At 28.7% G+C, this 26,180-nt stretch carries 27 protein-coding genes, 11 tRNA genes and 1 pseudogene; 4 read left to right on the plus strand and 35 right to left on the minus strand.

Going from position 1 to position 26,180, the window contains the following annotated elements; translation table 4 throughout:
- Positions 1 to 83: 83 nt before the first annotated feature.
- The 5 genes from D9R21_RS00415 to D9R21_RS00435 all read right to left on the minus strand — a co-directional run bounded on the left by D9R21_RS00415 (position 84) and on the right by D9R21_RS00435 (position 6,725).
- The gene (locus D9R21_RS00415) at positions 84 to 266 is read right to left on the minus strand and encodes a copper homeostasis protein CutC (RefSeq protein WP_241568606.1); all 183 of its coding nucleotides are present in this window, start codon (positions 264 to 266) and stop codon (positions 84 to 86) included.
- 82 nt (positions 267 to 348) lie between these two features.
- The gene (locus D9R21_RS00420; protein ID WP_241568607.1) at positions 349 to 3,396 is read right to left on the minus strand and encodes a DNA polymerase III subunit alpha; all 3,048 of its coding nucleotides are present in this window, start codon (positions 3,394 to 3,396) and stop codon (positions 349 to 351) included.
- A 64-nt stretch (positions 3,397 to 3,460) separates the two neighbouring features.
- A complete protein-coding gene (locus D9R21_RS00425; RefSeq protein WP_126820631.1) occupies positions 3,461 to 3,811 on the minus strand; it encodes a hypothetical protein in 351 nt (116 codons plus the stop codon).
- Positions 3,795 to 4,994, minus strand: coding sequence for a tRNA uracil 4-sulfurtransferase ThiI (gene thiI / locus D9R21_RS00430; RefSeq protein WP_126820632.1), 1,200 nt, complete (start codon positions 4,992 to 4,994; stop codon positions 3,795 to 3,797). The genes D9R21_RS00425 and thiI overlap by 17 nt, the downstream gene beginning before the upstream one ends.
- A 15-nt stretch (positions 4,995 to 5,009) precedes the next feature.
- Positions 5,010 to 6,725 carry a septation ring formation regulator EzrA gene (locus tag D9R21_RS00435; RefSeq protein ID WP_126820633.1) on the minus strand — a complete coding sequence of 572 codons (1,716 nt, stop codon included), beginning with the start codon at positions 6,723 to 6,725 and terminating at the stop codon, positions 5,010 to 5,012.
- A gap of 288 nt (positions 6,726 to 7,013) precedes the next feature.
- Here D9R21_RS00435 and rpsD point away from each other — a divergent pair, with 288 nt between their 5' ends.
- A complete protein-coding gene (gene rpsD, locus D9R21_RS00440) occupies positions 7,014 to 7,628 on the plus strand; it encodes a 30S ribosomal protein S4 (RefSeq protein ID WP_126820634.1) in 615 nt (204 codons plus the stop codon).
- A gap of 347 nt (positions 7,629 to 7,975) precedes the next feature.
- Here the strand turns inward: rpsD and D9R21_RS08000 are convergent, their stop codons facing one another.
- From D9R21_RS08000 to D9R21_RS07905, 21 genes and pseudogenes are all read right to left on the minus strand, one after another.
- Entirely contained in the window at positions 7,976 to 8,272 is a 297-nt protein-coding gene (locus tag D9R21_RS08000; protein WP_241568608.1) for a hypothetical protein, read from the minus strand.
- 231 nt (positions 8,273 to 8,503) lie between these two features.
- Complete coding sequence (locus tag D9R21_RS08005; protein WP_241568609.1) at positions 8,504 to 8,689, minus strand: sugar phosphate isomerase family; 186 nt, start codon at positions 8,687 to 8,689, stop codon at positions 8,504 to 8,506.
- On the minus strand, positions 8,661 to 9,113 hold the full coding sequence (locus D9R21_RS08010) for a glucosamine-6-phosphate deaminase (RefSeq protein WP_334199030.1): 453 nt from the start codon (positions 9,111 to 9,113) through the stop codon (positions 8,661 to 8,663). Before D9R21_RS08010 ends, D9R21_RS08005 begins: the two co-directional genes overlap by 29 nt.
- Before the next feature lie 182 nt (positions 9,114 to 9,295).
- Positions 9,296 to 9,484, minus strand: a pseudogene (locus tag D9R21_RS08015) (amidohydrolase family protein); the annotation flags it as partial.
- Between the two features lie 51 nt (positions 9,485 to 9,535).
- Complete coding sequence (locus D9R21_RS08020) at positions 9,536 to 9,844, minus strand: hypothetical protein (RefSeq protein WP_241568610.1); 309 nt, start codon at positions 9,842 to 9,844, stop codon at positions 9,536 to 9,538.
- A gap of 66 nt (positions 9,845 to 9,910) precedes the next feature.
- Complete coding sequence (locus D9R21_RS08025; protein WP_241568611.1) at positions 9,911 to 10,459, minus strand: amidohydrolase family protein; 549 nt, start codon at positions 10,457 to 10,459, stop codon at positions 9,911 to 9,913.
- A gap of 23 nt (positions 10,460 to 10,482) precedes the next feature.
- Positions 10,483 to 11,175 (minus strand): hypothetical protein, encoded by a 693-nt coding sequence (locus tag D9R21_RS00460; protein ID WP_126820635.1) that lies wholly within the window; start codon positions 11,173 to 11,175, stop codon positions 10,483 to 10,485.
- A gap of 95 nt (positions 11,176 to 11,270) precedes the next feature.
- Positions 11,271 to 11,346, minus strand: a tRNA-Phe gene (locus tag D9R21_RS00465).
- 5 nt (positions 11,347 to 11,351) lie between these two features.
- Positions 11,352 to 11,427 (minus strand) — tRNA-Asp (locus D9R21_RS00470).
- A 2-nt stretch (positions 11,428 to 11,429) separates the two neighbouring features.
- Positions 11,430 to 11,504: transfer RNA gene (locus D9R21_RS00475), tRNA-Met, on the minus strand.
- A gap of 53 nt (positions 11,505 to 11,557) precedes the next feature.
- A tRNA-Ser gene (locus D9R21_RS00480) sits at positions 11,558 to 11,650 on the minus strand.
- 32 nt (positions 11,651 to 11,682) lie between these two features.
- A tRNA-Ile gene (locus D9R21_RS00485) sits at positions 11,683 to 11,759 on the minus strand.
- Between the two features lies 1 nt (position 11,760).
- Positions 11,761 to 11,837, minus strand: a tRNA-Met gene (locus D9R21_RS00490).
- 31 nt (positions 11,838 to 11,868) lie between these two features.
- Positions 11,869 to 11,944, minus strand: a tRNA-Ala gene (locus D9R21_RS00495).
- A gap of 17 nt (positions 11,945 to 11,961) precedes the next feature.
- Positions 11,962 to 12,038 (minus strand) — tRNA-Pro (locus D9R21_RS00500).
- A gap of 23 nt (positions 12,039 to 12,061) precedes the next feature.
- A tRNA-Arg gene (locus D9R21_RS00505) sits at positions 12,062 to 12,138 on the minus strand.
- Positions 12,139 to 12,179: 41 nt separating this feature from the next.
- Positions 12,180 to 12,255, minus strand: a tRNA-Cys gene (locus D9R21_RS00510).
- Positions 12,256 to 12,345: 90 nt separating this feature from the next.
- A complete protein-coding gene (locus D9R21_RS00515; protein ID WP_126820648.1) occupies positions 12,346 to 13,965 on the minus strand; it encodes a DAK2 domain-containing protein in 1,620 nt (539 codons plus the stop codon).
- Between the two features lie 111 nt (positions 13,966 to 14,076).
- Positions 14,077 to 14,415 (minus strand): Asp23/Gls24 family envelope stress response protein, encoded by a 339-nt coding sequence (locus D9R21_RS00520; RefSeq protein WP_126820636.1) that lies wholly within the window; start codon positions 14,413 to 14,415, stop codon positions 14,077 to 14,079.
- 121 nt (positions 14,416 to 14,536) lie between these two features.
- Positions 14,537 to 14,878 (minus strand): hypothetical protein, encoded by a 342-nt coding sequence (locus D9R21_RS00525; protein WP_126820637.1) that lies wholly within the window; start codon positions 14,876 to 14,878, stop codon positions 14,537 to 14,539.
- 584 nt (positions 14,879 to 15,462) lie between these two features.
- Complete coding sequence (locus D9R21_RS07905) at positions 15,463 to 15,678, minus strand: hypothetical protein (protein WP_196234362.1); 216 nt, start codon at positions 15,676 to 15,678, stop codon at positions 15,463 to 15,465.
- 296 nt (positions 15,679 to 15,974) lie between these two features.
- Between D9R21_RS07905 and rpmB the strand changes: the two genes are divergently transcribed.
- Positions 15,975 to 16,172, plus strand: a complete 198-nt coding sequence (gene rpmB / locus D9R21_RS00535; RefSeq protein WP_114565312.1) for a 50S ribosomal protein L28 — start codon at positions 15,975 to 15,977, stop codon at positions 16,170 to 16,172.
- A gap of 107 nt (positions 16,173 to 16,279) precedes the next feature.
- Positions 16,280 to 16,364: transfer RNA gene (locus tag D9R21_RS00540), tRNA-Leu, on the plus strand.
- Positions 16,365 to 16,418: 54 nt separating this feature from the next.
- Here D9R21_RS00540 and D9R21_RS00545 read toward each other — a convergent pair.
- The 8 genes from D9R21_RS00545 to D9R21_RS00580 all read right to left on the minus strand — a co-directional run bounded on the left by D9R21_RS00545 (position 16,419) and on the right by D9R21_RS00580 (position 24,061).
- The gene (locus tag D9R21_RS00545) at positions 16,419 to 17,027 is read right to left on the minus strand and encodes a thiamine diphosphokinase (protein WP_126820638.1); all 609 of its coding nucleotides are present in this window, start codon (positions 17,025 to 17,027) and stop codon (positions 16,419 to 16,421) included.
- Positions 17,014 to 17,694, minus strand: coding sequence for a ribulose-phosphate 3-epimerase (gene rpe, locus D9R21_RS00550; protein ID WP_126820639.1), 681 nt, complete (start codon positions 17,692 to 17,694; stop codon positions 17,014 to 17,016). The genes D9R21_RS00545 and rpe overlap by 14 nt, the downstream gene beginning before the upstream one ends.
- A gap of 12 nt (positions 17,695 to 17,706) precedes the next feature.
- Complete coding sequence (rsgA, locus tag D9R21_RS00555; RefSeq protein ID WP_126820640.1) at positions 17,707 to 18,576, minus strand: ribosome small subunit-dependent GTPase A; 870 nt, start codon at positions 18,574 to 18,576, stop codon at positions 17,707 to 17,709.
- A 6-nt stretch (positions 18,577 to 18,582) separates the two neighbouring features.
- Positions 18,583 to 19,596: a protein kinase domain-containing protein gene (locus D9R21_RS00560; protein WP_126820641.1), complete on the minus strand. Its 1,014-nt coding sequence runs from the start codon at positions 19,594 to 19,596 to the stop codon at positions 18,583 to 18,585.
- Positions 19,597 to 19,689: 93 nt separating this feature from the next.
- Entirely contained in the window at positions 19,690 to 20,451 is a 762-nt protein-coding gene (locus D9R21_RS00565; protein WP_126820642.1) for a PP2C family protein-serine/threonine phosphatase, read from the minus strand.
- 2 nt (positions 20,452 to 20,453) lie between these two features.
- Complete coding sequence (gene rlmN / locus D9R21_RS00570) at positions 20,454 to 21,491, minus strand: 23S rRNA (adenine(2503)-C(2))-methyltransferase RlmN (RefSeq protein WP_126820643.1); 1,038 nt, start codon at positions 21,489 to 21,491, stop codon at positions 20,454 to 20,456.
- Between the two features lie 113 nt (positions 21,492 to 21,604).
- Entirely contained in the window at positions 21,605 to 23,686 is a 2,082-nt protein-coding gene (locus D9R21_RS00575) for a PTS transporter subunit EIIC (protein ID WP_126820644.1), read from the minus strand.
- A gap of 126 nt (positions 23,687 to 23,812) precedes the next feature.
- On the minus strand, positions 23,813 to 24,061 hold the full coding sequence (locus D9R21_RS00580; protein ID WP_126820645.1) for a hypothetical protein: 249 nt from the start codon (positions 24,059 to 24,061) through the stop codon (positions 23,813 to 23,815).
- 204 nt (positions 24,062 to 24,265) lie between these two features.
- Between D9R21_RS00580 and D9R21_RS00585 the strand changes: the two genes are divergently transcribed.
- Positions 24,266 to 25,138 carry a MurR/RpiR family transcriptional regulator gene (locus tag D9R21_RS00585; RefSeq protein ID WP_241568613.1) on the plus strand — a complete coding sequence of 291 codons (873 nt, stop codon included), beginning with the start codon at positions 24,266 to 24,268 and terminating at the stop codon, positions 25,136 to 25,138.
- Here the strand turns inward: D9R21_RS00585 and D9R21_RS00590 are convergent.
- Positions 25,135 to 25,839, minus strand: a complete 705-nt coding sequence (locus tag D9R21_RS00590; RefSeq protein WP_126820646.1) for an ABC transporter ATP-binding protein — start codon at positions 25,837 to 25,839, stop codon at positions 25,135 to 25,137. The two genes, D9R21_RS00585 and D9R21_RS00590, sit on opposite strands and share 4 nt — an antisense overlap.
- Between the last annotated feature and the right edge of the window lie 341 nt (positions 25,840 to 26,180).

Below are 26,180 nucleotides of genomic sequence, written 5' to 3' on the forward strand. Positions count from 1 at the left end.
TATGTTTTAAATTTTTGTTCTTTTCCTGCCATTAAAAAATGCACCTCCTCTAAAAGTTTAGTAAAGTTCTTTTTTAATTTTACTTACTTTTTGGGGTGCAGTCTTTTAGTAATATCTTTTTTAAGTTGAAAATATTCATCAGCCGGACAATAAAAATCAGCATCACGGTGACGAACAATTACCCGAATAGGAACTTTAATTCGTTCAGTACATTCTTGAATAACTGCATAAGATGGTGTTAACCCGCGCGCGCGATAAATCAGCACATAATTCAATTCGGTCAATATTTCCAGCTTGTTCAATAATTTGGCATTCTTCGTAGTTTCTTGCAATAACTTCAATAAACATTTATTCTTGCTCCCCACTAATAAATTTAATGCGATTAATAATCCCATTAATTTTATTATTATATGTTCCTAACTTAATATTTAATAATAAGACATTATTAGTTTTTAACAAATTAGAATAATCTTTATAAATACCAGCAAAAGCAGTAATACTAATTTCGCCACTTTCATCATAACAATCTAAGAATGCCATTTTATTGTTGTTTTTATCAGTAATTACTTTTACTCGCTTCACGAGAACTAAAATATTTGTTGATCCTAAACTTAAACGCAAATTACTAATTAATGTTGTTTTATCTTGGTACCCTGCTTTTTCACGAATATATTTTAATGGATGATTCGATAAATAAAATCCTAAAAATTCATATTCTTTTTCTAGACATATAACTTCATCGTTTGGTTCAATTACTAGTTCTGGTTTTTCAGCTAATGAAAAATCAACAACTAAATTTTCATTCTCTTCTTGCGTTTTAATCAACTCAATATAAGTAAGAATCCGATGGTAATTATTAAATAAGGTAATCCGGTTCAGCTTAAAAACATCTAATGCTCCAGAAAAACATAATGCCTCATAAGTTTTTCGATTTAAGCCTTTCTTATATAAACGAATAAACAAATCATATAAATCCATAAACATCCTATTAGTTTGATACTCTTGGGCAATTTTATTAAAAAAAGCAAAACCAATTTGTTTAATAATTAATAATGGAACACAAATTTGATTATCAATTGTATGATACTGTCGATATGGAGCATTAATATTTGGTGGCACAATTGTTAAATGATTCTTTTTTGCTAAAGCAATATAATCATTTGTTTTATGTTCATCCCCAATAACATGTGTCAATAAACTAGCTAAAAACTGGGAAGGATAATTTGCTTTTAAATAGGCCATTTGATAACCTAACAATGAATATGCAACTGCATGGCTCCGATTAAACCCATAGGCAGCAAATTTATAAATTAATTCTCAAATTTCTTGTGCTATTTTTTCAACATAATGATTTTTAACAGCCTCTTCAATAAATTCAGTTTTCATTTGGCTCATAATTGATGCATCTTTTTTCCCCATTGCACGACGAAGCACATCAGCTTTAGCTAGTGAAAAATTAGCAACTTTTTGAGCAATTAGCATAACTTGCTCTTGATAAACAATAATGCCATAAGTTGGTGCTAAAATTTCAGCTAGACGTTCATCAATATAGGTAACTTTTGCCAAATTTTTTTTTCGTTTAATAAACAAAGGAATATTATCTTGTGGACCAGGACGATATAACGAAGACGTTGCAACAATATCTTCTAATTGGTCTGGAACCATATCAACTAAAACCTTCGTCATCCCTGGTGATTCTAATTGAAAAATCCCTTTTGTATCCCCTTGCGCTAATAATTGATAAGTTTTTTGGTCATTTAATGGTAAGGTGTCAACATCTAATTTTACTTTTGTTTCTTGGTAAATATTATCAATCACATCATGTAAAATTGTTAAATTTCGTAATCCTAATAAATCCATTTTTAGAATTCCCAATTCTTCTAAATAATTCATTGAATATTGTGTTTGATAAATTCCATTATAGCCTTCTTTAATTGGAATAATTGTTTGTAAGCGTTGTTGTGTTAAAACAACACCTGCTGCATGGGTCCCTGTTTGACGTGGTAAACCAATAATTTTTTTTAAATGCAAAAACACTTGGGGATATTTCTTCTGATAAATTTCAAAAAGAGGATTAGCATTAATTGCTTCTTCATAATGATAATTATATTCTAATGGAACTGCTTTGCTCATTTTATCTGCTTCTTCAATTGCGATATCAAAAATTCGACAAATATCTCGAATTGCCATTTTCATCCCAATTGTTTGGAAAGTAATAATATGGGCAACATGTTCACTACCATATTTTTCAAATAAATATTCAACAACCATTTCTCGTTTATCATCTTCAAAATCAATATCAATATCTGGTAAACTTTTTCGCTCTGGATTTAAAAATCGTTCAAAAAGTAAATTATAAGCAATTGGATCAATTGTTGTAATATTTAATAAATAACTAACAAGACTACCAGCAGCACTACCGCGGCCGGGACCAACAAAAATATTTTGTTGTTTTGCATAACGAACATAATCTCATACAATTAAAAAATAATCATTAAAATCCATTTTATTAATCACCGTTAATTCATAAGTTAATCGTTGCAGATATGTTGTTTTAGAACCATTAATTTTTTTTTGTTTTAAAGCTGTTTGACAAATTTCTTGTAAAAACTGCTGTACGGTCTGCCCCTCTGGGGTTGGATAACGTAATAAATTATCAAAAATAGTCCCTTTATGCAAAGGAAAAACATCAATTGTCGTAATAAATGTTTTAATATTGTCAAAATATTGTTGATAAAGGGGGGATGGTGAAACTCAATCATATAAATCTTTCATCTTACTTTCTTTAAATAAAGTTTGTGTTTTAATTGTATCAACAACTTTATAAGCAGTAAAATCTTCACTTGTAAAATATTGTACTTTATTATTTCAAATAATTTGTTCATTTGCAACTAATGCTTGCAACGACTCTAACAACGATAAATTCCCATTATTAATACCTAAATATAAATCCGTTCCAACTTTTAAAATTTTTCTTAGCGTTTGATATAACTCAGGTTGATAATTATCTGTTGTATAATTAATAATAATCTTAACATCTGTTGTTAAAAACTTACTAATTTCCTCTAATGTTACATTTTGCTTATGTTCAGCATTAATCATTATTAAAGATGAAATTTCAACTAAATTAAAATAACCATTTTGATTACGAGCAAATAAATTCATATTATAAGGAATATTATTCAAGAAAATAATAACATTTAAGCCAATAATTGGTTTAATTTTATTTTTTTGACAAAGCTGGTGAAATTCATAAACCCCAAACATATTATTATCACAAATTGCCAATGATGATAAATTAGTTGTCATAGCATAATTAAAATATTTATCAAAAGTAATTAAAGATGATAATAAACTATAACTTGTTCGAACATTTAAATGGGGAATTGTCATCATTGCTACCTCACTCTCCTATCATTGTAGCGAAAAAGAAAATAAAAACCACAATTGTGGCCTAATTTTATAATTTAATTGCAATAATAATGATCATAATTACAATTAAAAGCGCTAAGATCCCAAAAACTAAATAACGTCATAAACGGGCTTTTTTCTTTGGAACCATTTCTTTTAATAATTCTTTTTCTAAATCAATTGCATTTTCATTATAAAAAGAATTTTGTTCTTTCTTCATATTTATTATTTTAATATCTTCATCTTTAACATCACGAATAATTGAAAATTCTTCATCAATTAATATTGTTTCTTCTAATAAGTTTGTTCGTGATTGTTCTGCTTTTTGTAATTCAGATTCATTAACTAATTGTTTTGCTACTTCTTTCTTTTTTTGAAAAAAACTAGTTTTCTTCTTCATAAATTACATCCTTACCAACCACATATGTTGTTATATTTTTTTTAATTATAACATCAATAATTTCTGTTCACATTAAATTATTTTCTTGAAATTCTGCTTGTTTTAAACATGGTTTTGTAACAGGATTCTTTGGAACAAATAAACTACAACAATCTTCAAACGGTAAAATTGATGTTTGATAAGTATCAATTTGTTTTGCAATATCAATAATTTCATTTTTATCAAAACACAATACTGGCCACAAAATCGGCAATGTAGAAACATCATTGATTGTATTAATACTTTCAATTGTTTGAGAAGCAACTTGTCCTAATGATTCTCCAGTAATAATTGCCTGACATTTTAAATCTTTAGCTAATAAATTAGCAATACGATAAAACATTCTTCGCATAATAATAATTCGATAACTAGCATCAGGAATATGCATTAATTCATGTTGTAACATTGAAAAATTAACCACATGCAATCGTTGCTGATTTTGACCAGCGTAATAATTTAATTTTTGAACTAAAGTTTTAACCTTTTGTAATGCTTCTTCTGTCGTATGTGGCGGTGTTGCAAAATGTAAATATTCAATATTCATTCCCCGTTTCATTGTTAAAAAAGCTGCAACTGGTGAATCAATTCCTCCTGATAACATTACTAATCCTCGTCCAGATATTCCAACTGGTAAACCACCAATTGTTTTAATCTTATTAACAAAAACATATGTAAATGTTCGGCGTACTTCAACATCAATTTGCAAAACTGGTTGATGAACATCAACTTTAACCTTTGGTTGTTGTAATACTTTTGGTGCTAATTGTTGCTTAATTTCCGTTGATGTCAGTGGAAAAGTCTTATCATTTCGGCGCACTTCTAATTTAAAAGTTGCTGGTTGATAATAATTTACGATATTAATTGCACAATTAGCAATCTCTGATAAATCACAAGCAACTTTTTTGGCTAATGATAAAGATGATGAACCAAAAACATTTTTAACAATGTTAACAATTTCCATACTAACCGTTGCATCTAATAGTTCAATAAATAAACGATCAAATTCTTTTTTAATTTGATATTGATTTTCATATTTTGTTAATTTTGTTTTAATATTATTAACTAAAACTCTTGTAAAATCATTACGGTTTTTCCCTTTGGTTGTTAATTCTCCATAACGAATTAATATTACATCAAAATTCATTTTATACTCCATTTTCTATATTTTTCCTTGTTCTTCATGAATAATTTTTAACGCTAAAAATAATGAGCCATCATAATCACCATCGCGATAAGCAATCTGAGCATTACGTAACTGGTCATCAACATCATCATTTGTTAAAATAAATTTTTGTGCATAAACTAATGTTTCTTGTGATAATAAATCTAATAAAATATTATTTTTAATTTTTTCAAACAATTTTAAAACTTCTGTTTTCAAACGATTTAGTTTACCTGTTACTTCATCAACTTCACTAGGATTATTAACATCAAATGATATTCGTTTAATTTTTTCCAAGGATTGTCGATAATCACTAATTGCTTTTTCATATTTTGTTAATAATTTTTTATATTGTAATTGATTTAAGCGAACTTCAGCTTGTAACAAAACCACTTCTAACAAATGAATTGTTTTTCGAATTTCAGTTTCTGCAAAATTACGTTTTTCAATAATCTTTACAACATTTTCTAATGCTTCTTGGGTTACAACAGCATTTTCTAATAAATGTACTAATTCTTGATTAAAATTAACATAATGGCGACCATTACGATTAATTTCTAAGACTAAGCGGTTAGTATCATATGTTAAATCCTTTGTTTTTCCCATTGCTTCACGATAAATGCCTTCTTCATGTGCCGTTAATGTTGATGAACTACGTAATGCCTCAATTTGTCGAGAAATTGCATTAAAACTCCGTTCAATTTTATTAATATAATCAATTACAACTTGATAATATTTTTTAAAACATGAAATAATTGCTTTTTGATGTTCAATACTTTGATCAAAATCACTAATTTGATTAATAATTTCAATTGTTTTCTTGGTTGCTTTTTTATATTGCAAGTTATCAATATATTTAGAAATTAAAATTTTAGTTTCATCAATCTTTTTGGTTAATTCATCAAAACTATACTTTAATAAATCACGACTACCTTCATCTTTATTGAAAAGAACATATTTATCTTTTAATAAAGAAAGTTTATTTGGAACCACTTTTGTTAACAAGGTTTTAATTTGTGGAATATTGTCTAAAATTTCAACAAAAATAGTTAAGGAGGTAGTAATATTGGATAAAATTTGTTCTGTTTTAACAAAATCACCCGCTGTTAAATAATCTTCAAATTCATCAAACATAATTTCAATATTTCGTTCAAAATCACTAATTTTTTTAGAATCTAAAGATACATTCATTTGCAATTTAACTGCATCTTCTAACAATGAATTAAACATTTTCTTATGTGCCAAAATATAATCTCGTTGTAATAATTCAATTCGCAATTGGCTGTTAATTTCATCTAATAACCGACGAGCTTCTTCTTCCAATAAAGTTAATTCTTTTAACAACGGAATAATTTTTTGTACTGCTACTTTCGTCATTTTCTTGGATATTGTTTTATTAATTTGATATAATTTACGAAATACTTCTAAACAACTTATTAATTTTTTCTCATAAATAATTTCATACTTTGTTCGTCAGATAATCAAGTCTTTTGCATAGCGATTATTATAACGAGCAATTTCAGAAATCCGAAAAATTTTATGTTTTAACGGTAATCGTTTTAAAATATCAAATTTTTGTAAAACTTTAATTTCAATTGTTTTTAAATAACGCTTTTGCCCTCACAATACTACTGTTATTATTAATAGTAACAAGCAGACAAAAAATAAAATTAATAATGTTAATTTAATTGGATTATTAATAATATTTTCCATTTTGCCTAGCCCCCATTACTATATATCAATTGAATTATAGCACTTGCAAAAGATATTACATTAAAAATTAGAAAAAAAATATTGAATTATCCTTGATTTTATTATACAATATTCCCTAGACAACACAGAGAAGCAGCAAAATTGCATAGTAATGTTCTTAGTTTTTTATTAATTAAGATTTAATGTTAAAGTAACCCTAGCTGTTAGGGCGAAGCAAAAAACTTCCTTTATTAGAGCAATTCAATGAATCTTTTTGTATGTCATAATGATATATAGGAGGTTTTTTTAATGGCACGTTATCGTGGAAGTATATTTAAAAAAGCAAGAAGATATGGTTTTAGTATCTTAGAAAACGACAAAGAGTTTTCAAAAGGGAAAAAAAGAACAACACCACCTGGTCAAAATGGAAAACGTCGTTCAAAATTATCAAACTATGGATTACAATTACATGAAAAACAAAAAGTTTGTTATATGTATGGTTTAACAGAACGTCAATTCCGTAACACTTACAGTAAATCAAAAAAAATGAAAGGGATTGCCGGAACAAACTTCTTAATTATGTTAGAATCACGTTTAGATAACATTGTGCATCGTATGGGACTATCACAAACAAGAGCGGGAGCTCGTCAATTAGTAAATCACGCTCATATTCTTGTTAATGGGAAGAAAGTTGATATTCCATCGTATAATTGTAAACCTGGTGATGTGATTAGTGTAAAAGAAAGTTCACAAAAAAATGTTAAGATTTTAGAAAGTTTAGATAGTCAAGTTAGTACATTAGAATTTGTTAAATTTGATAAAACTAAAATGACAGGAACATATGTTCGTTTCCCTCTTCGTGAAGAACTAAATAGCAATATTAATGAAGCACTAATTGTTGAATGATACAACCGTTTAGTTTAAAAAACATCTCAAAAGAGATGTTTTTTTATTTATTAAAGTTTTACATATTAGCTTGTTACTCCTAGTTTTTTCAATCTTTTATAGATTTGTTTATTTTTATCATTACTTCACAAACCATATTTAGTATTAAAAGATTTTAGTAAAGCATAATCAAAATTAAGATTTACTAGTTGTTTGATGCATTTAAAATAATCATTTTTAAGTGGCAAAATAATTTCTGTCACTTTTTGTTTTCAAGCTTGTTTATAAACAATTCCACTATAAATATCATTTAATTCAGGAACACTATAATTATAGATTCCGCCTACCCCACAGGTTTCACCCGGATTTTGGGCTGGATTTGGATATTAAACAATTTTAATATGTAAAACTAAATGTTCTAATAAATTGCAATAGACTAAATGATCAGCTTTTTGATAATCAAATGGATTTTTCTTTGCATATGTCGGAGTTGATAACATAATTGCTTTATCTTCATCAATATGATGAATATATAAGCCTTCATTTCCCTGCGTGATTCCATTTGTCTTTTTAGTACAATCAAAATCAGAAAAGTAATCTTTTACAACTGGCCCATATTTTTTTAATAAATAATTAACGCATTCAGCATATGACTGTGATAATAATTGTTCAATTTCAGTCATAGAGCATACCCCCAATCTTAAAATTAAGAGCGTGTTTTAATTATTATCTAGTTAGTAAATAGTACTTAAATTGTATCACTCAAAAAAAAAAAAAAATTTAATAAAAAACTCTTTTGAATAATTACTGGGTCCAATTTTTCTCACTGATATTGTTATACTTCTGCTAAAAAAGTATTTCTTTGAACAAAAAAGGTTTTTGTTAAAATTATTAAATTTTCTTTCAATTCATTTTTAACTAAGATTAATTCCTCGTGTTTGTAATAATCCAGCCGCTGCTTTATCAACTACAACAGTAACATCTTGATGCATTTGCAAAGCTGTACAAGGTCATAAGTTACTAATTTCACCTTCAACTAGTTGCTTAATCGCGTGTGCTTTATTTGTACCATTAGCAATTAAAATAATTTTTTTTTGCATTTAAAATTGATTTAATGCCCGTTGACACTGCTTGCTGGGGAACATCACCTGGTGAAGTAAAAAAACGAGCATTAGCTTCAATTGTTGAAGGAACTAAATCAACAACACCTGTTAAAGAATTAAAATCTGCTGGTGGTTCATTAAAACCAACATGCCCATTAGTACCAAGACCTAATAATTGTAAGTCAATTCCCCATGCTTTTGCAATTAAATTATCATATTCTTTCGCATAAGCAATATAATCACCTGTCCCTAATGGTACATAAGTATGCTTTTTATTAATATTTAAGTGATTAAATAATTTTTCATTCATAAAGTAACGATAACTTTGTGGGTGGCTTGGTTCTAAAACAATGTATTCATCTAAGTTAAAAGTTGTTACTTTACTTCAGTCTGTCTTATTTTTTTTATAATCTTCAATAATATATTGATAAGTTGTTTCTGGTTATGAACCAGTTGCTAAACCAAAAACAACTTTTGGATTTTGCTGCACATAATTTACAAAAATTTGTCCAACAACTTTCCCAATTGCATTTTTATCTTCAACAATAATTAATTTCATTTTTTATTCCTCCCTATTGTTTTATAATTTATTAAAACAAATTTCTATTTTTGTGTTAAATGATGTTGTGAATAAGCAATTTCACCTTCACATAAGGTCATTAAAACTTTTAAGTCAGCATCTAACACAACTAAATCTGCTAATTTACCAACAGCGATTGAATCAGTCGTTGAATAAATTCCTAATTGTTTAGCAATATTAGTACTAGTAACTAATGCTAAATCTTGGAATGAACAATTAGTAAAATGCTGAAAATTACGAACACAATAATCATATGTTGCAACTTACCCCGCAATCGTAGTTGTGCCTTTAATGACAACTTGTTGTCCAGTTTTAACAACTGGCAATGGCCCAAATTGATATTCACCATCAGGTAATCCTTTTGCAAGCATTGCATCAGTTACTAAGCAAATTCCTTTTGCTCCTTTAATTTTATAAGTTAAATTAATGATGTTTGGATTAATATGAATTTCATCACTAATTAATTCACATAAAATTTCATCAAAATTTAATGCAGCAGGAACAACACCAGGCTGACGATGATTATATTTGCTAATAGCATTATATAAGTGTGTTACATGGTGGACTCCCATTGCTACTCGTTTTGCGACTAAATCATATGTTGCATTTGAATGTCCAATTGATGGTAAAATTTGATGTTATAATAAAAACTTTGTAAAAGTACCATTTTCTTCTTCAGGCGCATATGTGACAATCCGAATGTTATTACTTGAAGCTTCTATTCATTTTTCTAACAGGTGAATGTTTGGTTCTTGTAATAATGTTTCATCATGTGCACCTTTAAAATTATGGGAAATAAAAGGTCCTTTTAAATGGGCACCAATTTGTCGTGCTTGCGGGCCCTTATTATAATTTTTCATATAATATTGATATACCGTTAAAATTTTTGTTAAAGTATCATCACTGCCAGTAATAATTGCTTGGCAATATTTGGTAATTCCTTCTTGTGGTACTGCTTGAGCAAATTTTTGAAAACTAGCAATTGTGCCTTTTTCAGTATCTTCACCATATCCACCATGCACATGACAGTCAATAAACCCGGGCATAATAATTGCTTGTTGTAAATCATAACCTCCTTGGTCAGTATGACCTGCTGTAATTTTAACAATTTTATTATCTTTAATTTCAATTAATCCATTTGAAATTACTTCTTCTTCACAAATTATTTTTGCATTTTTTAAAATCATTTTGTCTTTCTCATCTTTCTATCTTAAAACTTAAAATTTAGTGGTAGTTTTTTAATATCAAAGGTAACTTTCTTATGCCCCAAGCAACGATAAAGCAATGCTAAAATTAACATATGATTATTCTCCCGAATCAAATAAGTTTGCTTTCCAACCGTAATTTTAACACCAATATCAATAAATTCAACATTTGAAATATCTGTTAAATTAAACTGAACTACTTTCTTATTATTATTCTTATCTAAACCATCAATAATAAACCGCTTATTAGTAATTAATAGAACACCCTTACAAAAAAACTTAATATCTTTATGGGTTGTAAAAAGATGAATATTAACAGCATTATTTTTAAAATGGCACTTTTCCTTTGGTTGTAAATCAAATGCCACTGGTAAAACTTTTAGGGGACGTCATAATGTAAAATTAACTTCTTCAACATTATAAATAAACTCTTGTTCACGACCAGTTAGCACTAAATCTAATTTCAGTTGATATTTATAAAACCGATGAATAAAATCTTGGGTATAAGCAAAATTTTTTAAAATTCAACGTTTAAAAATTCAATATTTAAAATTACGGAAATTCTCAGTTCCCATCTTTTTCTGATAACGGTCTAAGACAAAGCGTGGTTTATATTTAAAATTGTCTTCATTTAACGCAAACTTTCATTCTTCACGTTTTAAATAAAAGGTTATATCTTTTGTCAATCTTGAAAACATTCCCATCACCTTTATTAATTATATAACAAAAATAAAAAACTCTAAACTAATCTACGATTAATTTAGAGTCTAGGGTTATTTTTAACTAAATTCAATGGTGGTTCAGGACAGAATTGAACTGCCGACACTTTGAGCTTCAATCAAATGCTCTACCAACTGAGCTACTGAACCACGATTGGCGGTCTTGACGGGACTTGAACCCGCGATCTCCTCTGTGACAGAGAGGCATGATAACCACTTCACTACAAGACCATTGGTTGCGGGGGCAGGACTTGAACCTGCGACCTTTGGGTTATGAGCCCAACGAGCTACCACTGCTCCACCCCACAGTTTTAATACTATCATAACTTAACTTTTAATTGCAAGTTTTTTTTAAAAAAAATGGCGGAAGATGAGGGATTCGAACCCCCGCGCGGCTTTCACCGCCTGTCGGTTTTCAAGACCGATCCCTTCAACCAGACTTGGGTAATCTTCCAAAAAATGGTTGGAAAGCAACTAAATAATAAATGGTGGACCCTACTGGACTTGAACCAGTGACCATCCGGTTATGAGCCGGATGCTCTAACCAACTGAGCTAAGGGTCCATGGTAGCGAGAAAGAGACTTGAACTCTTGACCTCCCGGGTATGAGCCGAGCGCTCTAACCAGCTGAGCTATCCCGCCATATCAAGTTTAATTGCTTTACTAAAGTTAATGGTGGACCCGAACGGGATCGAACCGTCGACCCCCTGCGTGCAAGGCAGGTGCTCTCCCAACTGAGCTACGGGCCCAAAATTCTTATAAAAAATGGTCGGAAAGACAGGATTCGAACCTGCGACCCCTCGGTCCCAAACCGAGTGCTCTACCAAGCTAAGCTACTTTCCGAAAAAAAATAACATTTAAATAAATGGCGCGCCCAGAAGGATTCGAACCCTCAACCTTTTGATCCGTAGTCAAACGATCTATCCAATTGATCTATGGGCGCATAAGAAATAAAGCAGTATTTAAATGTTGAACAGATTTAAATGGAGGCACTAGTCGGATTCGAACCGACGATCGGGGAGTTGCAGTCCCATGCCTTAGCCACCTTGGCTATAGTGCCATAAAATCTAAACCCCTACTATATTATCATATTCATAATTCATTTCAAGATAAATAAATAAAAAACTTAAATTCATTCTATTATTTTTATTTATTCTACAGCAATTAAAAACGGGTATAATGTTTGATCACCATCAATAAATTCATATTCAACACCAAAACTTTCATCTAAATATTTTCGAATTGCATTAATATCGCTTGTTTCTGCTTCTTCACCAGCAAAAATTGTAACAATTTCTGTTGATTTTGTAATTGCTCGGTCAAACAAGTATTTCATTGTTTGTGATAAGGTTGGAAATGAACAAATAATTTTTTTATTCATAATTCCCATATATTCTCCTTCGTTAATTTTAACACCATCAATTGAAGTTGTTTTTGCTGAAACAGTAATTGACAAGCTTGTCACATTTTTAAGACTTGCTTTTAATGTTGAATAAATCTTTTTCGGTGTCTCTCCAGGTTCAAATGATAAAGCTGCTACCATTCCTTCTTGAATTGATGTTGTTGGCACAACATAGACATTGGACTTACGTTCAACTTTTGCTGCTTGTTGCGCTGCTAAAATTGCGTTACTATTGTTTGGTAAAATAAAGACATCAACCGCATCAACTGCTTCAATTGCACTTAAATAATCATCCGTTGATGGATTCATTGATGCTCCACAATTAACTGTAAATTGAATATTTAAATCAGTTTTGAAAAAATTAGCAATGCCATTTGATGGTGTGACAGCAATAATAGCGGCCGGATTTTTCAATTGCCGATCAATTTTAATTGTTTTAACATGTTTGGCTGCTTGTAAATTCATATTTTCAATTTTAATATTCTTAAACTCACCATGTTGTTGTAAAAAAGTTAAAATATAACCAGGAAGTAAAGTATGGACATGAACTTTTAAAATATCATTATCAACAACTGCAATAATTGATTTTCCACCTTGATCTTCTAATGTTTGGCGAATTTGCATTACATTAATTTTATTAATATGCTTATGATCTAACATTACAATTGTTTCAGTACAATAACCAAATTCTTCATTTTGTAAATCCATAACAACATTTTCACCAGTATTTTCAAACTGTTTTTTTCGTTGTGGCACAATTTTTCCTGTTTTTCAATATTCTGTAATGCCTTCAAATATTTTTACTAAACCAAAACCACCTGAATCAACAACACCAACTTCTTTTAAAACTGGCAGTAACTCCGGAGTATGATTCAATGACTCAGTTGCAAAATCAACAATTTTTTGGAATAACTCTGGAACAGGAATTTCTTTTTCTAATGTTGAAACATGTTCCGCAGTTTCACGAATTACAGTTAAAATTGTTCCTTCAACCGGTTTCATTACCGCTTTATAAGCAACCTCATTTGCTTGTGAAATTCCTGCTTTAACTGAATCAAAATTTAATTCATCAAATTCTTTTAAACCATTGGCAAAACCACGAAAGATCTGTGACAAAATAACACCTGAATTACCACGAGCTCCCATAATTAAGCCGCGTGCAAAAAAATCAGCAACCTTACTAATTGACTCCGAATTGAGTTCATTAATTTCCTTAACAGCATTAGTCATCGTTAAATTCATATTTGTTCCCGTATCGCCATCAGGAACTGGAAAAACATTTAATTTATCAATTTCTGGATAAAAATTATATAAATTATTATAACCGCTGATCAGTGAATCTTTAAAAGATTTTGCATTAAATTCCATTTCTATCACCTTTACATTTTTCATCAATTAATTTCCCTTTTTTAGTTCTCCTAAGTGATATAACTGTAAATCTTGCATCATTCAAATATCTCATTTTAATAAATTTCCTACCTAAATTAATAAGTCTTGAATATTTACATTCACATAAATCATAATATCGTTCGAATAAATATACAGTTTTTCTAATTCATATTTAATCCTAATTTGTATTTCTCGGGCAATATCTTTAATATTTACTCTTTCTAGCAAAATAATAAAGATATCTATATAAAAATTACTACCATCTTGTCTCAATTTAATTCACTGTGAGTAATCTTTAAGTAGCATTATCACATTATCTTCATTATTTTCAGTATCATCAACCTTTGCGAATCCAGCGACCCCAGGAACTGTAATTACTGCTGCATGAACTAAATCTGCAATTTTAACTACATTAATTTTTTCAATCATAAAAATCACCACTAAACTAAATTAACATTATTAATTATAACTAGAAAATATAATAAAGCAATAAATTTATTATATTTTCTTAATTAAATTGTTAACTTTTCGTTGTCTTTCCCATTTAAAATTATTTAAAAAAATCATCAATATTTGTTAACATATGACTAGGACTAACAAGTTTCTCTAATGTCTTCTCTTCCGCTAATATTAATTCTTGATATTTTAAAACAAAGTCTTTTGTATTAATTTCTTTTTTTTCTGAAACATTTTTAATTTTAATACATTCATTAATATCCTCTCAAGAAAATCCATGTTGTACTCTTAAAGAATCTATTGCATGAGCAATACTATGGTTTAATGATTCTTGATTACGTTTTCCTCCAATTGTATTATCAAATGATAAAGTTTGAGTAAAAGAATAATGATTATTCCCTTGTTCACTTGTTTTTCGTACTGTCATTTCAATCATAACATTTTCCCCCCTAGATGTAATCTTACTATAAATTAAATTTAATTACCACCTTTTAAAATTCAATCATTAAGTAAAATATTTACTAAATACTAAGTAACTAAACAATTTTCAATTATAAAATAACTTACGATATTATAAAAAATATTATTTTTTAATAAAATGAATTATTATAAATAAGTAGTGTATGACTATTTTAATTAGTAAATAACGTTACTGTACAATAAAAAAGGTGTAAACTAAAGTGCACCTCCTCTAAAAGTTTAGTAAAGTTCTTTTTTAATTTTACTTACTTTTTGGGGTGCAGTCTTAACATATGAACAAAATAAAATTTTTATTTAATTTAGATAAAGTGGATAGTGATTTTAAAACACTATTAAAAGATTTTAACAAGTTAGAAAATAAATATCTTAAAATAAAAAAAAAGATAAAAATCTAAAAGAAACAATAAATTTAGAAGAATTATCAGATATTAAAAATGTTGCAAATGAATTATATAAAGAAGTAATTTTTCCTCATTTTCAACATAAAAATGAAGAAATTATTCCAAATAGAAAAGAAATTATTGAAACAATTCGTGGTACTTATCAAAATTTAAGAACTAAACTTAATAACTTTGTATTAAATACAGACAAAGCAATAATTGATGCACAAAAAAATACCCAATGATATTTACCTAAATCAAAAATAAATCCAATTGCAAAACCACCACGTTTAAAATTATCTAATCAAGAATTATTAAATTTATAATCACAACCAGGACCAAGTGCGATTCAAGCACAAGACAATCAAAAAAGCAAACCACCTGTTCCTCCCAAACCACATTTAACAGATTTACAAAAAAAAGAGTATTATTGCAATTAACAAACAAGTAAAAAATATGAACCAACAAGAAAATCAACCAGAACAGGTAACACAAGTTGAAGAAAATTCAAGATAAGATAAAGATGGATGACACTCTTAACAATAATTTTATTCATTTTTTAATTTAAATTTAGCAAAAACTAAAGGTTTTCATAAAAATTATATTTATACTTGCTTTTAATTTAAAAATTAGTTATTATTTTATAGTATGTAGATATAAAGGAGTGAAATTATGGCAAGAAAATGTGAAATTACTGGTAAAAGCGCTTTATCAGGAAACAAACGTTCACACGCGTTAAATGCAACTCGTCGTAAATGAAATGTTAATTTACAAAAAGTAAGCATTGTTGTTGATGGTGAAGTTAAAACATTACGTGTTGCAACAAGAACTTTAAAAACATTAAAGCGTAAAGGTCAAATTGCGCAATAAATAAAGTTCAAGGACACAGTCACAAAATAATAAAAAAAGGAAGCATAAATTTTAAAATTTATGCTTCCTTTTTCTCTAAAATACGATAAAATTAAAAAGGTACAAATGCCCATGTGGCGGAATTGGCAGACGCAGTAGACTCAAAATCTACCGAAGAAATTCGTATCGGTTCGAGCCCGATCATGGGTACCAAATTTTAAAGCAAAAAATAATCGGTTTTAAAAACCGATTTTTATTTACTATAATTTATTTACTATAAATTGCAACAACTTGTCCTGTTAAAACATCAATATTCCCGACTGACGTAAGAAATTCATTACTAACTGCATTAGGCGATAATTCTGACAATTTTAATTGGTTAGCATTATATTTTAAATTACTAATTGTCACAGTTGCTGCTTGCAAACTAAATAATGAAAAATAACGATAACCTGCCTTTTGATAAACTTCATTCATTCCTGGTTTTAATAAATAAGCATAAGTATTATCATTCATAAAAATAATATTATAGCGATAAATAAAGTTAAAACAACTCAACTCCATATCAAAGCGATTACCTTGTGCAATAAAAATAATTTCTTGTGGTTTTAATTTTAACGCTTCTTGTAAGGCTAATTCACCATCAATATAATCTTTAATTTGGGAAACTATTAATAACTCTTTTGCTTTACTAGTAATTAGTTTTGCTTCTGTTGTTGTTAAACTATCTTGGTCACAACAAAAAAGATCAAAAGTATCAAAAGTTTTAATTAAATCTAAGGCACCTCGTTCCACACCAATTTTATAATAATCTTGATACTGCTGTAAATCTAAATTTGTTTCTGAACAAACAATTAAAACTTTATTTGCTTTCATCTGCTAATAATCCTTTCAACCTTGCTGCTAAATCAACATGGCCAAATAAATAACTACCCGCCACTAACACATCAACCCCATATTGTTTACAAAGGGTTGCAGTTTCAGCATTAATTCCCCCATCAACTTCAATTAGTGTTTTGCCATTATTTTGATCAAGATAATGTCGTAAAACTTTAATCTTTGCTGCTGCTGCTGGAATAAAAGCTTGACCACCAAAACCAGGTTCTACTGTCATTACTAAGACTAGGTCAAGACAATTTAAATACGGGTAAATAATTTCAACTGGAGTTGATGGTTTAATTGCTAACCCAATTTTTATGTTTAATTTTGTTCGTAAACTTAAAAATTCAGTTAATTGTGGTTCAGTTAATGCTTCATAATGCAAAGTAATTGCTGATGCACCTGCTTTAATAAAAGACAGCAAGTAATTTTCAACACTACTATTTTTAATTTTAACCATTAAGTGACAATCAAGATATAAATCACTATAACTAGTAATATCAGCTAAAATCTTTGGACCAAAAGTTAAATTTGGTACAAAATCACCATCCATTACATCAAAATGAATTCATTGAGCACCCGCTTTCTTAATTGCTGCTAACTCTTCTTGTAGGATTAAATAATTTGCACTTAAAACACTTGGTGCAACAAAATATTTTTTCATCATTACCTCTTTCTATTGTTCTTGCATAATGCGAACATAATCATTATAAAAAAATTGTGGAATAACATCTGCTTGAACTAATGCTTTTATTTTGCAATGTGGCTCATGTAAATGCAAGCAAGTTCGAAACTTACATTCATTAGCATATTGATTAAATAAATGATAAGAGCGGGCTAATCCTCCTTTTTCATAATCTCTTAAATCAAATGTTGAAAAACCTGGTGTATCAGCAATCATTCCATCTAATAACTCATATAATGCACTAGCTGTCGTTGTATGTTTTCCGCGGCCTAATGCTTTAGAAATTTCTTGCGTTTTAATTATCTCTGCTTGTAATAGCGTATTTAGAGTTGATGATTTCCCACTACCAGTTTGCCCAGTTAACACTGTGATTTTATTCTGAAAAAGTTGTTCAAATTGTTGTCATACTTTTTTATCATCTTTTTTATTACTAATAAAATAAACTTCATAACCTAACTTTGGATATCAGTTAAAATATTTTTGATAAAGTTCATCTGTTTTCAATAAATCTTTTTTAGTAAAAACAATAACTGGTTTTAAACTTTTGTATTCAATAAATGCTAAATATTTATTTAATAAATATGAATTAAAATCCGGTTCTGCCATTGCTGTAATAATAATAACTTGATCAACATTAGCAATTCGTGGCCGGTATAATTCATTTTTACGCGGTTCAATTTGATAAATAATTCCTTGCTTGTCATTTTGAATTTCAAATTGAACATAATCACCAACAACTGGTTTAATTTCTTGATGACGAAATAATCCTTTTGCTTTGCAAGCATAAATTTGATGGTCAATATCATTTTTAACATAACAAAACTCGCTAACAATGCGAATAATCATTCCTGTTTGATGCATATTATTCTACCCTGGTAAAAACAAGCAAAGACAAACTAAGGCAATAATGAAACAAACTGGTAAGAAACTAAATCATCAAGCAACCTTAATTCTTAAAAATCATGGATAAGAATAATACCGATCATAAAGCTTACACTGCTTACCTTTTACTTCAAACATATTTGATAACTTTAAAGGTTTTTCCGATCGATGTTCTGATGTTTCAATTGCTTGTAAACTAGTATTAAAATCTACCACTGTCTGAAACCGCTCACTAGGATCTTTCGCAATTGCTTTTAAAATAACATTTTCTAAACTTTGTGGGATTAAGGGATTTACTAACCGTGGTCGTAGTGGCAATTCTTTAACATGTTTAACTGCAACAAAAGTTGGATTTTTTCCAACAAAAGGAGCCATCCCAATCGCTAACTCATATAACATAATGCCTAAAGCATAAATATCACTGCGTTTTGTTGCTGGTTTTGATTGAACAATTTCTGGTGCCATATATTTTGATGTTCCAATGATTTTGCCACATTCTAAATCTTCACTATTTTCTAAAATTGCAACACCAAAATCAGCAACCTTGATTTTACCATCATATGAAATCAAAATATTTTCTGGTTTAATATCACGATGAATAATATCATTATGATGAGCTTCCGTAATAGCTAAATTAATTTCATCAAAAAAATATAATAATTCTTTAACAGTGCAAGGACCTAATGTTAGTAAACGATCTTTCAAAGTATAACCTTTAACTAATTCCAAAACTAAACAATGACGATCATACGCCTGAAATGAACCATAAACTTTAACAACATTATTATGGGAAAACTGCGCAATTGAATTATATTCTTTATTAAAACGTTCTACTGCTTCTTTATTTTTTGATAATGTTAATGTCATAATTTTAATTGCAACATGCCGCTTTAATAACATATCATATCCTTCAAAAACTTCAGCCATACCACCATCTGCAATTTTAGCTAAAACATGATAACGATTGTGTAACACTGTTCCAATTGTGATTTGTTCCATTTTCTGCACCCTTTTACCTTATTATTTTAACTTGTAAACATCATAACACAAAAAACTAAGAAGAAAAAAACAACAAATAAAAATAACAGTGCTTTAATCTGTTATTTCAAAAACAATTCCGGTTAAATTATCAGTTGATAGATTTTCTAATGCCCGATCAATTAAAATTTTAACCTTATCGTTTAATTTATTTGCTGATTTTAATGTTTCAATTAAATCAATTTCATCAACATAATCATGAATTCCATCGGTGGTTAATAAATACTGTCCTTTAATATCTTCAATAACATAAGTATCAATTTTTAAATTCTTTGTTGGTCCTAAAGCACTTGTTAATACTTTTCAAAAAGTATGCATATTATATTGTTTTTTATATTGACCTTGAAATTCTAATTCTTGTTTTTCTCGATATTCTGTTGAATTTTCCATATTTTGGTCAGTAGTAATTTGATAAATTTTATCATGATGTAATTTATATAACCGTGAATCACCAATATTAATAACATATACTTTTCCATTAGCAATTAAGGCAGCAACAACTGTTGTTCCCATATCACTTGTATCAGGATAAATTTGAGCATAAGTAACCATTTCCTGTTGAATTGCTAAAATTGTTTGACGAAACCATTTATTAATTTCTTCATCAGACAAATGATTAAAATTTGTCCGTTTAAAATGTTCCACCAAACTATCAACAGCCATTTTACTGGCAACTTCGCCATGTTGATGACCACCCATCCCATCACAAACAATGGCAATATAATTGTTAAAACTATTATTGGCAAAATCAAAGTAATCTTGATTACTACTACGATAAGCACCAATATCAGTTTTGTATCCAAACCGTATTTGCATAATTATTTTCTAATAATCCCTTCATTTTTAGCTCGTAATTGACCACAAGCAGCATCAATATCGTGCCCAAATTCACGACGAACAATACAATTAATTTTTTGCTGTTGTAAAGTTTCAAAAAATTGATTAATTTTTGTACTGCGTTGATATCCATTTTCTGCAACTGTATTATAAGGAATTAAATTAACATAAGCATTTAATCCTCGAATTAACTTTGCTAATTCTAATGCTGTTTCACGACTATCATTAACATTCTCAATTAAAATATACTCAAAAGTAACACGCCGATTAGTTAACTCAATATAATAACGAACTGCATCCATTAATTTTTCTACTGGATAAGCTTTATTAATTGGCATTAATTGATTACGAATCGTATTATTTGGAGCATGTAATGAAATTGCTAAATTAACTTGGGTCTTTAATTCTGCAAATTGTTTAATTTTTGGAACTAACCCACAAGTAGAAATTGTAATATGGCGCGCACCAATTTGATAACCTTTTGAGTCATTAATAATGTTGACAAACTTAAGCGTATTATCAAAATTATCAAATGGTTCGCCAATTCCCATTACAACAACATGGCTTACACGTTCATTTGTTGTTGCTAAATAACGATTAACCATCATAACTTGTTGAACAATTTCGGCAGTTGATAAATTCCGGGTTTTTTTTAATAGTCCTGAGGCACAAAAAGTGCACGCCATATTACAACCAACTTGTGTTGTAACACAAACAGAATTACCATAACTTTGAGGCATTAAAACTGTTTCAATTTTATAACCATCTGCTAACTGAAACAAAAACTTTACTGTTCCATCTTTTGACTGTTGTTGAACAACAATTTTTAATGGCTCAATCGTATAGTATTCTTGTAATTTATTACGATCAGTTTTAGAAATATTTGTCATTTCATCAAAAGAATATATGTTTTTGACATATATTCAATCAAAGATTTGCTCTGCTAAATACTTCTTAAAACCATGCGCAAATAAATATAATTGTAATTCCTCTTTTGGATATCCAAAAATTGATGTCATTATTTTCTACTCCATTTTTATACACTATAATTTTATCACAAAATAGCATTTGTTAAAATAGACAAAAAAAACATTAATTAAAAAATTAATGTTTTTTTGATATCTATTTAATTTTAACCCTGTTTTGAATTTAAATTCGCTGTCTCTTTATTATTACGCATTTCAGATAATAATTCACGTATATACGGTTTAATTACTTCTTGTTCTCCACCATAAATAATTTGAACCGATTGACCACGAATAAGCATTCCGGTGCTGCCACCTAATCCTTTAATTCCATCTTGATTGACAAGTTTACTATCAACAACTGTAATTCGTAAACGTGATGCACATGAGTCAACTGCCGTAATATTATCAGCACCACCTAAAAATTCAATAATTTTACGTGCTTTTTCTCTTTTTGCCGCATCACCCTTTGCTGGGGGTAATGAAGTTGTTTCATTAGTACCTTTTTTTGCTTTAAAATCAGCTTTAGTATATAGTTTTGTGATACCATCACGACCAGGAATTTGAACTTTCCCATATTTAATTGCGAAGTAGAAAGCTGCAAAATAAATTCCAATATATGGAATTCCAACTGCAAGAATTCAATAGAAGTTTGTTCCTTTTCCACCAACAAATGGAATAATACCAAAGACAATAAAGTCAATAAATCCACCTGAAACGGTCATTGATGTATGCACATGTAATAATCCCATTAACATAAATGAAATTGCACATAATGGCATATGAACACCATAAAATAACCATGGTGCTACAAATAAGAAAGTAAATTCAATTGGTTCTGTAATTCCTGTTAAGAAGCAAGTAAAGGCTGCTGAAAAGTAAATTCCCATTACTTGTTTTCGATTTTCTTTTGGAACACTAAAGTACATTCCTGCTGCTGCTGCTGGTAATCCAAACATCATAAATGGGAACTTCCCAGTTTGGAATCGTCCTAAATTTAACCCCATATGTTGAACCATTGTAAAGGTAATTTTTGGATCAGCAATAACTTTATACATAATTGTTTGATCACCAACTGCCGCTATTGTTGAAGCATTTAGTTTTGATAATCAACTAGTAATTCCTGCTTGTGCTGCTCCAACTGTAATTGTACTTAAATCAATATTAGCATCAATATAACCAGCTCCTTGTAAATCTTTAAGAAAAGCCATATAACTTAAAGGGTCTTTTGAAACATTAGCGATTAAATCTGCCATACTTCCCCCGGCTTGTGTTCATCATAATGGTGAATAAAACACATGATGTAGCCCAAATGGCACTAATGATCGCTCAAAAATCTCAAAGATTAAAGAATCTAACCCTACTGGTAATTTTCCTGAGTTATTTCCAAATCATGCTAGCCCAGTTCCAATTAATGGTCAAATAATCATAAAAATAAAAGCTAATGGAATTACTGCCATAAAAATAATAATTGGAACTAATTTTGTCCCACTAAAAAAACTTAACGCTGAGGGTAAATGTGTTTTATGAAAACGATTATAAGCGAAAGCCGCAATCGCTCCAACAAAAATCCCTCCAAAAACACCAGTATTTAATGAATTAATTCCTAAATTAGAAGTTAATAATTTATTTTGAACTGCTCATGTTTGACCAGTGTAAAATAACAAGTTAAATTGATCAGTTACTCGTGCTGAACTAACAATTTTGACAGTAACATTCCCCTTCACTAATTCTTTATAAATATCACTGGTTCTCATTCATTCCAATAATTGTTCACCCGTTAGTAAAGTTGGACTGGCTGATGTTACACCATCAACAGTTAATCCCATAATTGATGAAACACCACCCTCAATATTAACAACATATTGAATATGAGCATGTGCCTCATTTAATAATGACAACTGAATTGCATTAAAAACTAAAAACCCGACCACTGAGGTCAATGCTGCTACTCCAGCATCCTCCGTATAGGCCATTGCAACAGAAATACAAAATAATACTGGCAAATTACCAAAGGCAATATCTCCCATTTTATTTAAAAAATTTCCAAAGTATCAAGCTGCTGAAGCAGGATCAACTTTTGATGAAATAGTCGCACCAATTCCTAAGAATATTCCAGCAATTGGTAACAAAGCAATTGGTAACAGAAATGCTTTACTTAATTTACTTAAAGTCCCCATTGTCATTTGATTTGATTGTTTTCATCAAGCCTTTGACATAAAAGGTTTAAGCTTGGCTTTCTCACTCATTTTTGATTTCTCCTTTTAAAATAATAAATTAATATTTTCTAAATAACTATAGAATTTAACTAACTTAAAGTTAGGTTAAATATTACAAAGTAAAGTTCTTTTATTTTTTTTAAAATAATGATAATTTTATAAAACCAATAAAAAAAGAGCGGAAATACTAATAACATAACAAAAAAAAGCACTATATAACGCAATATTACGTTTAATATAATTTCATAAATCTAAATTTTTATTATTTTTAGAATAATAATCTCCGCTATTAACTAATCGTTTCTTTTGGAAAATTCAAATAATTAAAAATATTGTCCCCAAAATAATTCCAAAAATTAAAATTGATAAATAGGAAATATGTTGTGGCGATAAACTTAACATCATTGTCTTTTTTATTCCTTCTATTAAAATAACTGCTTTACATTTGGATTTTTATATAAATTTTCATTATTTTATAGTTATATTATATAATAATTTTGCTAAAAATATACATAATTTGCATTTTTTATTAAATTAACAAATTATTTTCCACTTTGTTGTAAAATAGAATTAGTTGATATTATGAAAATAATTTTCATGGTGAGGTTGATGAAAGGAGTTTCTATGTTGTCTCTGTTAACATATGATAAAAATACTTTGACTGATACTGAACTATCAGTTATTGAACAAATTATTCAAAATCCTGTGCTATTTACTAGTAAAACAATAACTGAATTATCAAAAGCTTACTATGTTAGTGAATCAACTATTACCCGAATGGCAAAACACTTAGGATTTAAAAATATTAAAGAATTACAAATGCATATTTATGAACGATTAAATTTTCTAAACAAAAATTACGAAACTAATGAAACCATGAATTTAAAAGATATCGCTAACAATATGCGTGTCTATTATTCTTATAGTATCCACGAAACAATTGACAATATTGATTTAGAAGTCTTAGACCGCATAATTAATGATATTGTTATTAAAAAGCGAATTTTCGCCTTTGGCATTGGTGCATCTTTTCTTGCTTGCCGGGTGTTACATAGTAACCTTAATATGATTGGTTATAACTGTTATACAACAGAAAACATTCATTCGTTAATGGTTACTCTTTCAAATGCCGAACCCGATGATTTAATTATTATTTTTAGTAAATCAGGAAAGACAAATGAAGTTGTTAATATTATTAATTTAGCAAATAAGCTGAACATTGATGTGTCTTTAGTTACTAATAATCCTAACATTGATCAATTATATAAAATTAAACATAAAATTTTATTTGAAGTTCATGCAAAAGAAAATGAGCGTTTTCCAGCATTATCTTCTAAAATTGTTCAAATTTTAATATCTGATATCATTTTTCGAAGTTTATTAAAAATTCATCCAAATTTGGAAAATAAGATTAACGCAGCTAACGCAATTACCGAAGACTACAATCAAAGTGCTAATAAAAATAAAGACTCTTTTAATTAAGAGTCTTTATTTTGTTCATTTTCAAACATCTCTTTTGTATGGTTAAAGACACTACCATACTTTTGAAGAATATCAGTTACTGCTAAATCAGCTTTAATTTTTCCTGATGATAAATAAATAACCCGCTCACAAAAACGTTCAATTTCTTCCATATTGTGTGATACGAGCAACATTGCTCGTTGATTAGTAATAATATTTTGTTCTAAAAATTGAAAAATAGTTTCTTTAACTGCAATATCTAAGCCAGTTGAAACTTCATCCAAAATTACTAATTGTGGCTGATGAATAACTGACAATAAAATGTTTAATCGCTGTTGCTGACCTCCTGATAATTTAACAATCTTTTTTTTAGCAACTTCTGTTAACTGATAAGTGCTAATTAATTGTTTAATTTTATCCTGCTGGAAAGATAACTGAAATACTTTACAATAATATTTAATCATATCCATTATTGTTAACCCAGGTGGGTATTGGGAATTTTGAAACTGCATTCCAATGGTTAAATTTGGTTGATAAATAATTTCACCATTATTAGGCTTTCGCACACCAGCAATAATCTCGCTTAATGTTGTTTTGCCACTTCCATTAGCACCAATTAAACCAATTTTTTCATGTTGATGGATTATTAAATTAACATCTTTTAAAACAAATTTTTGATGGTATTTTTTGCTAATAGCTTTGGCTTCTAAGATAATTGCCATAAAATCCTCCTATTTTAAAGTAAATTCTTCCTTATTTTACCATTAAGGAAAAGATTTTCATTTTAACTTTATCGTAAATAAAGCGTAATTTGCCAAACTATACCATTTTCAAGAAAAAAGATTCCATTTTATGCTCTCCAAAGAAGTATTATAATTGATCTTAGGAAAGTAAAATTCTCAATTCCAACAATTTTTGGTATCATAAATATTCATTAACAAGATTTAAAAAGATATTTAAGACCGCACCCCAAAAAGTAAGTAAAATTAAAAAAGAACTTTACTAAACTTTTAGAGGAGGTGCATTTTTTAATGGCAGGAAAAGAACAAAAATTTAAAACATA

It is taken from the genome of Spiroplasma endosymbiont of Megaselia nigra (assembly GCF_003987485.1).
GTDB lineage: Bacteria > Bacillota_I > Bacilli_A > Mycoplasmatales > Mycoplasmataceae > Spiroplasma.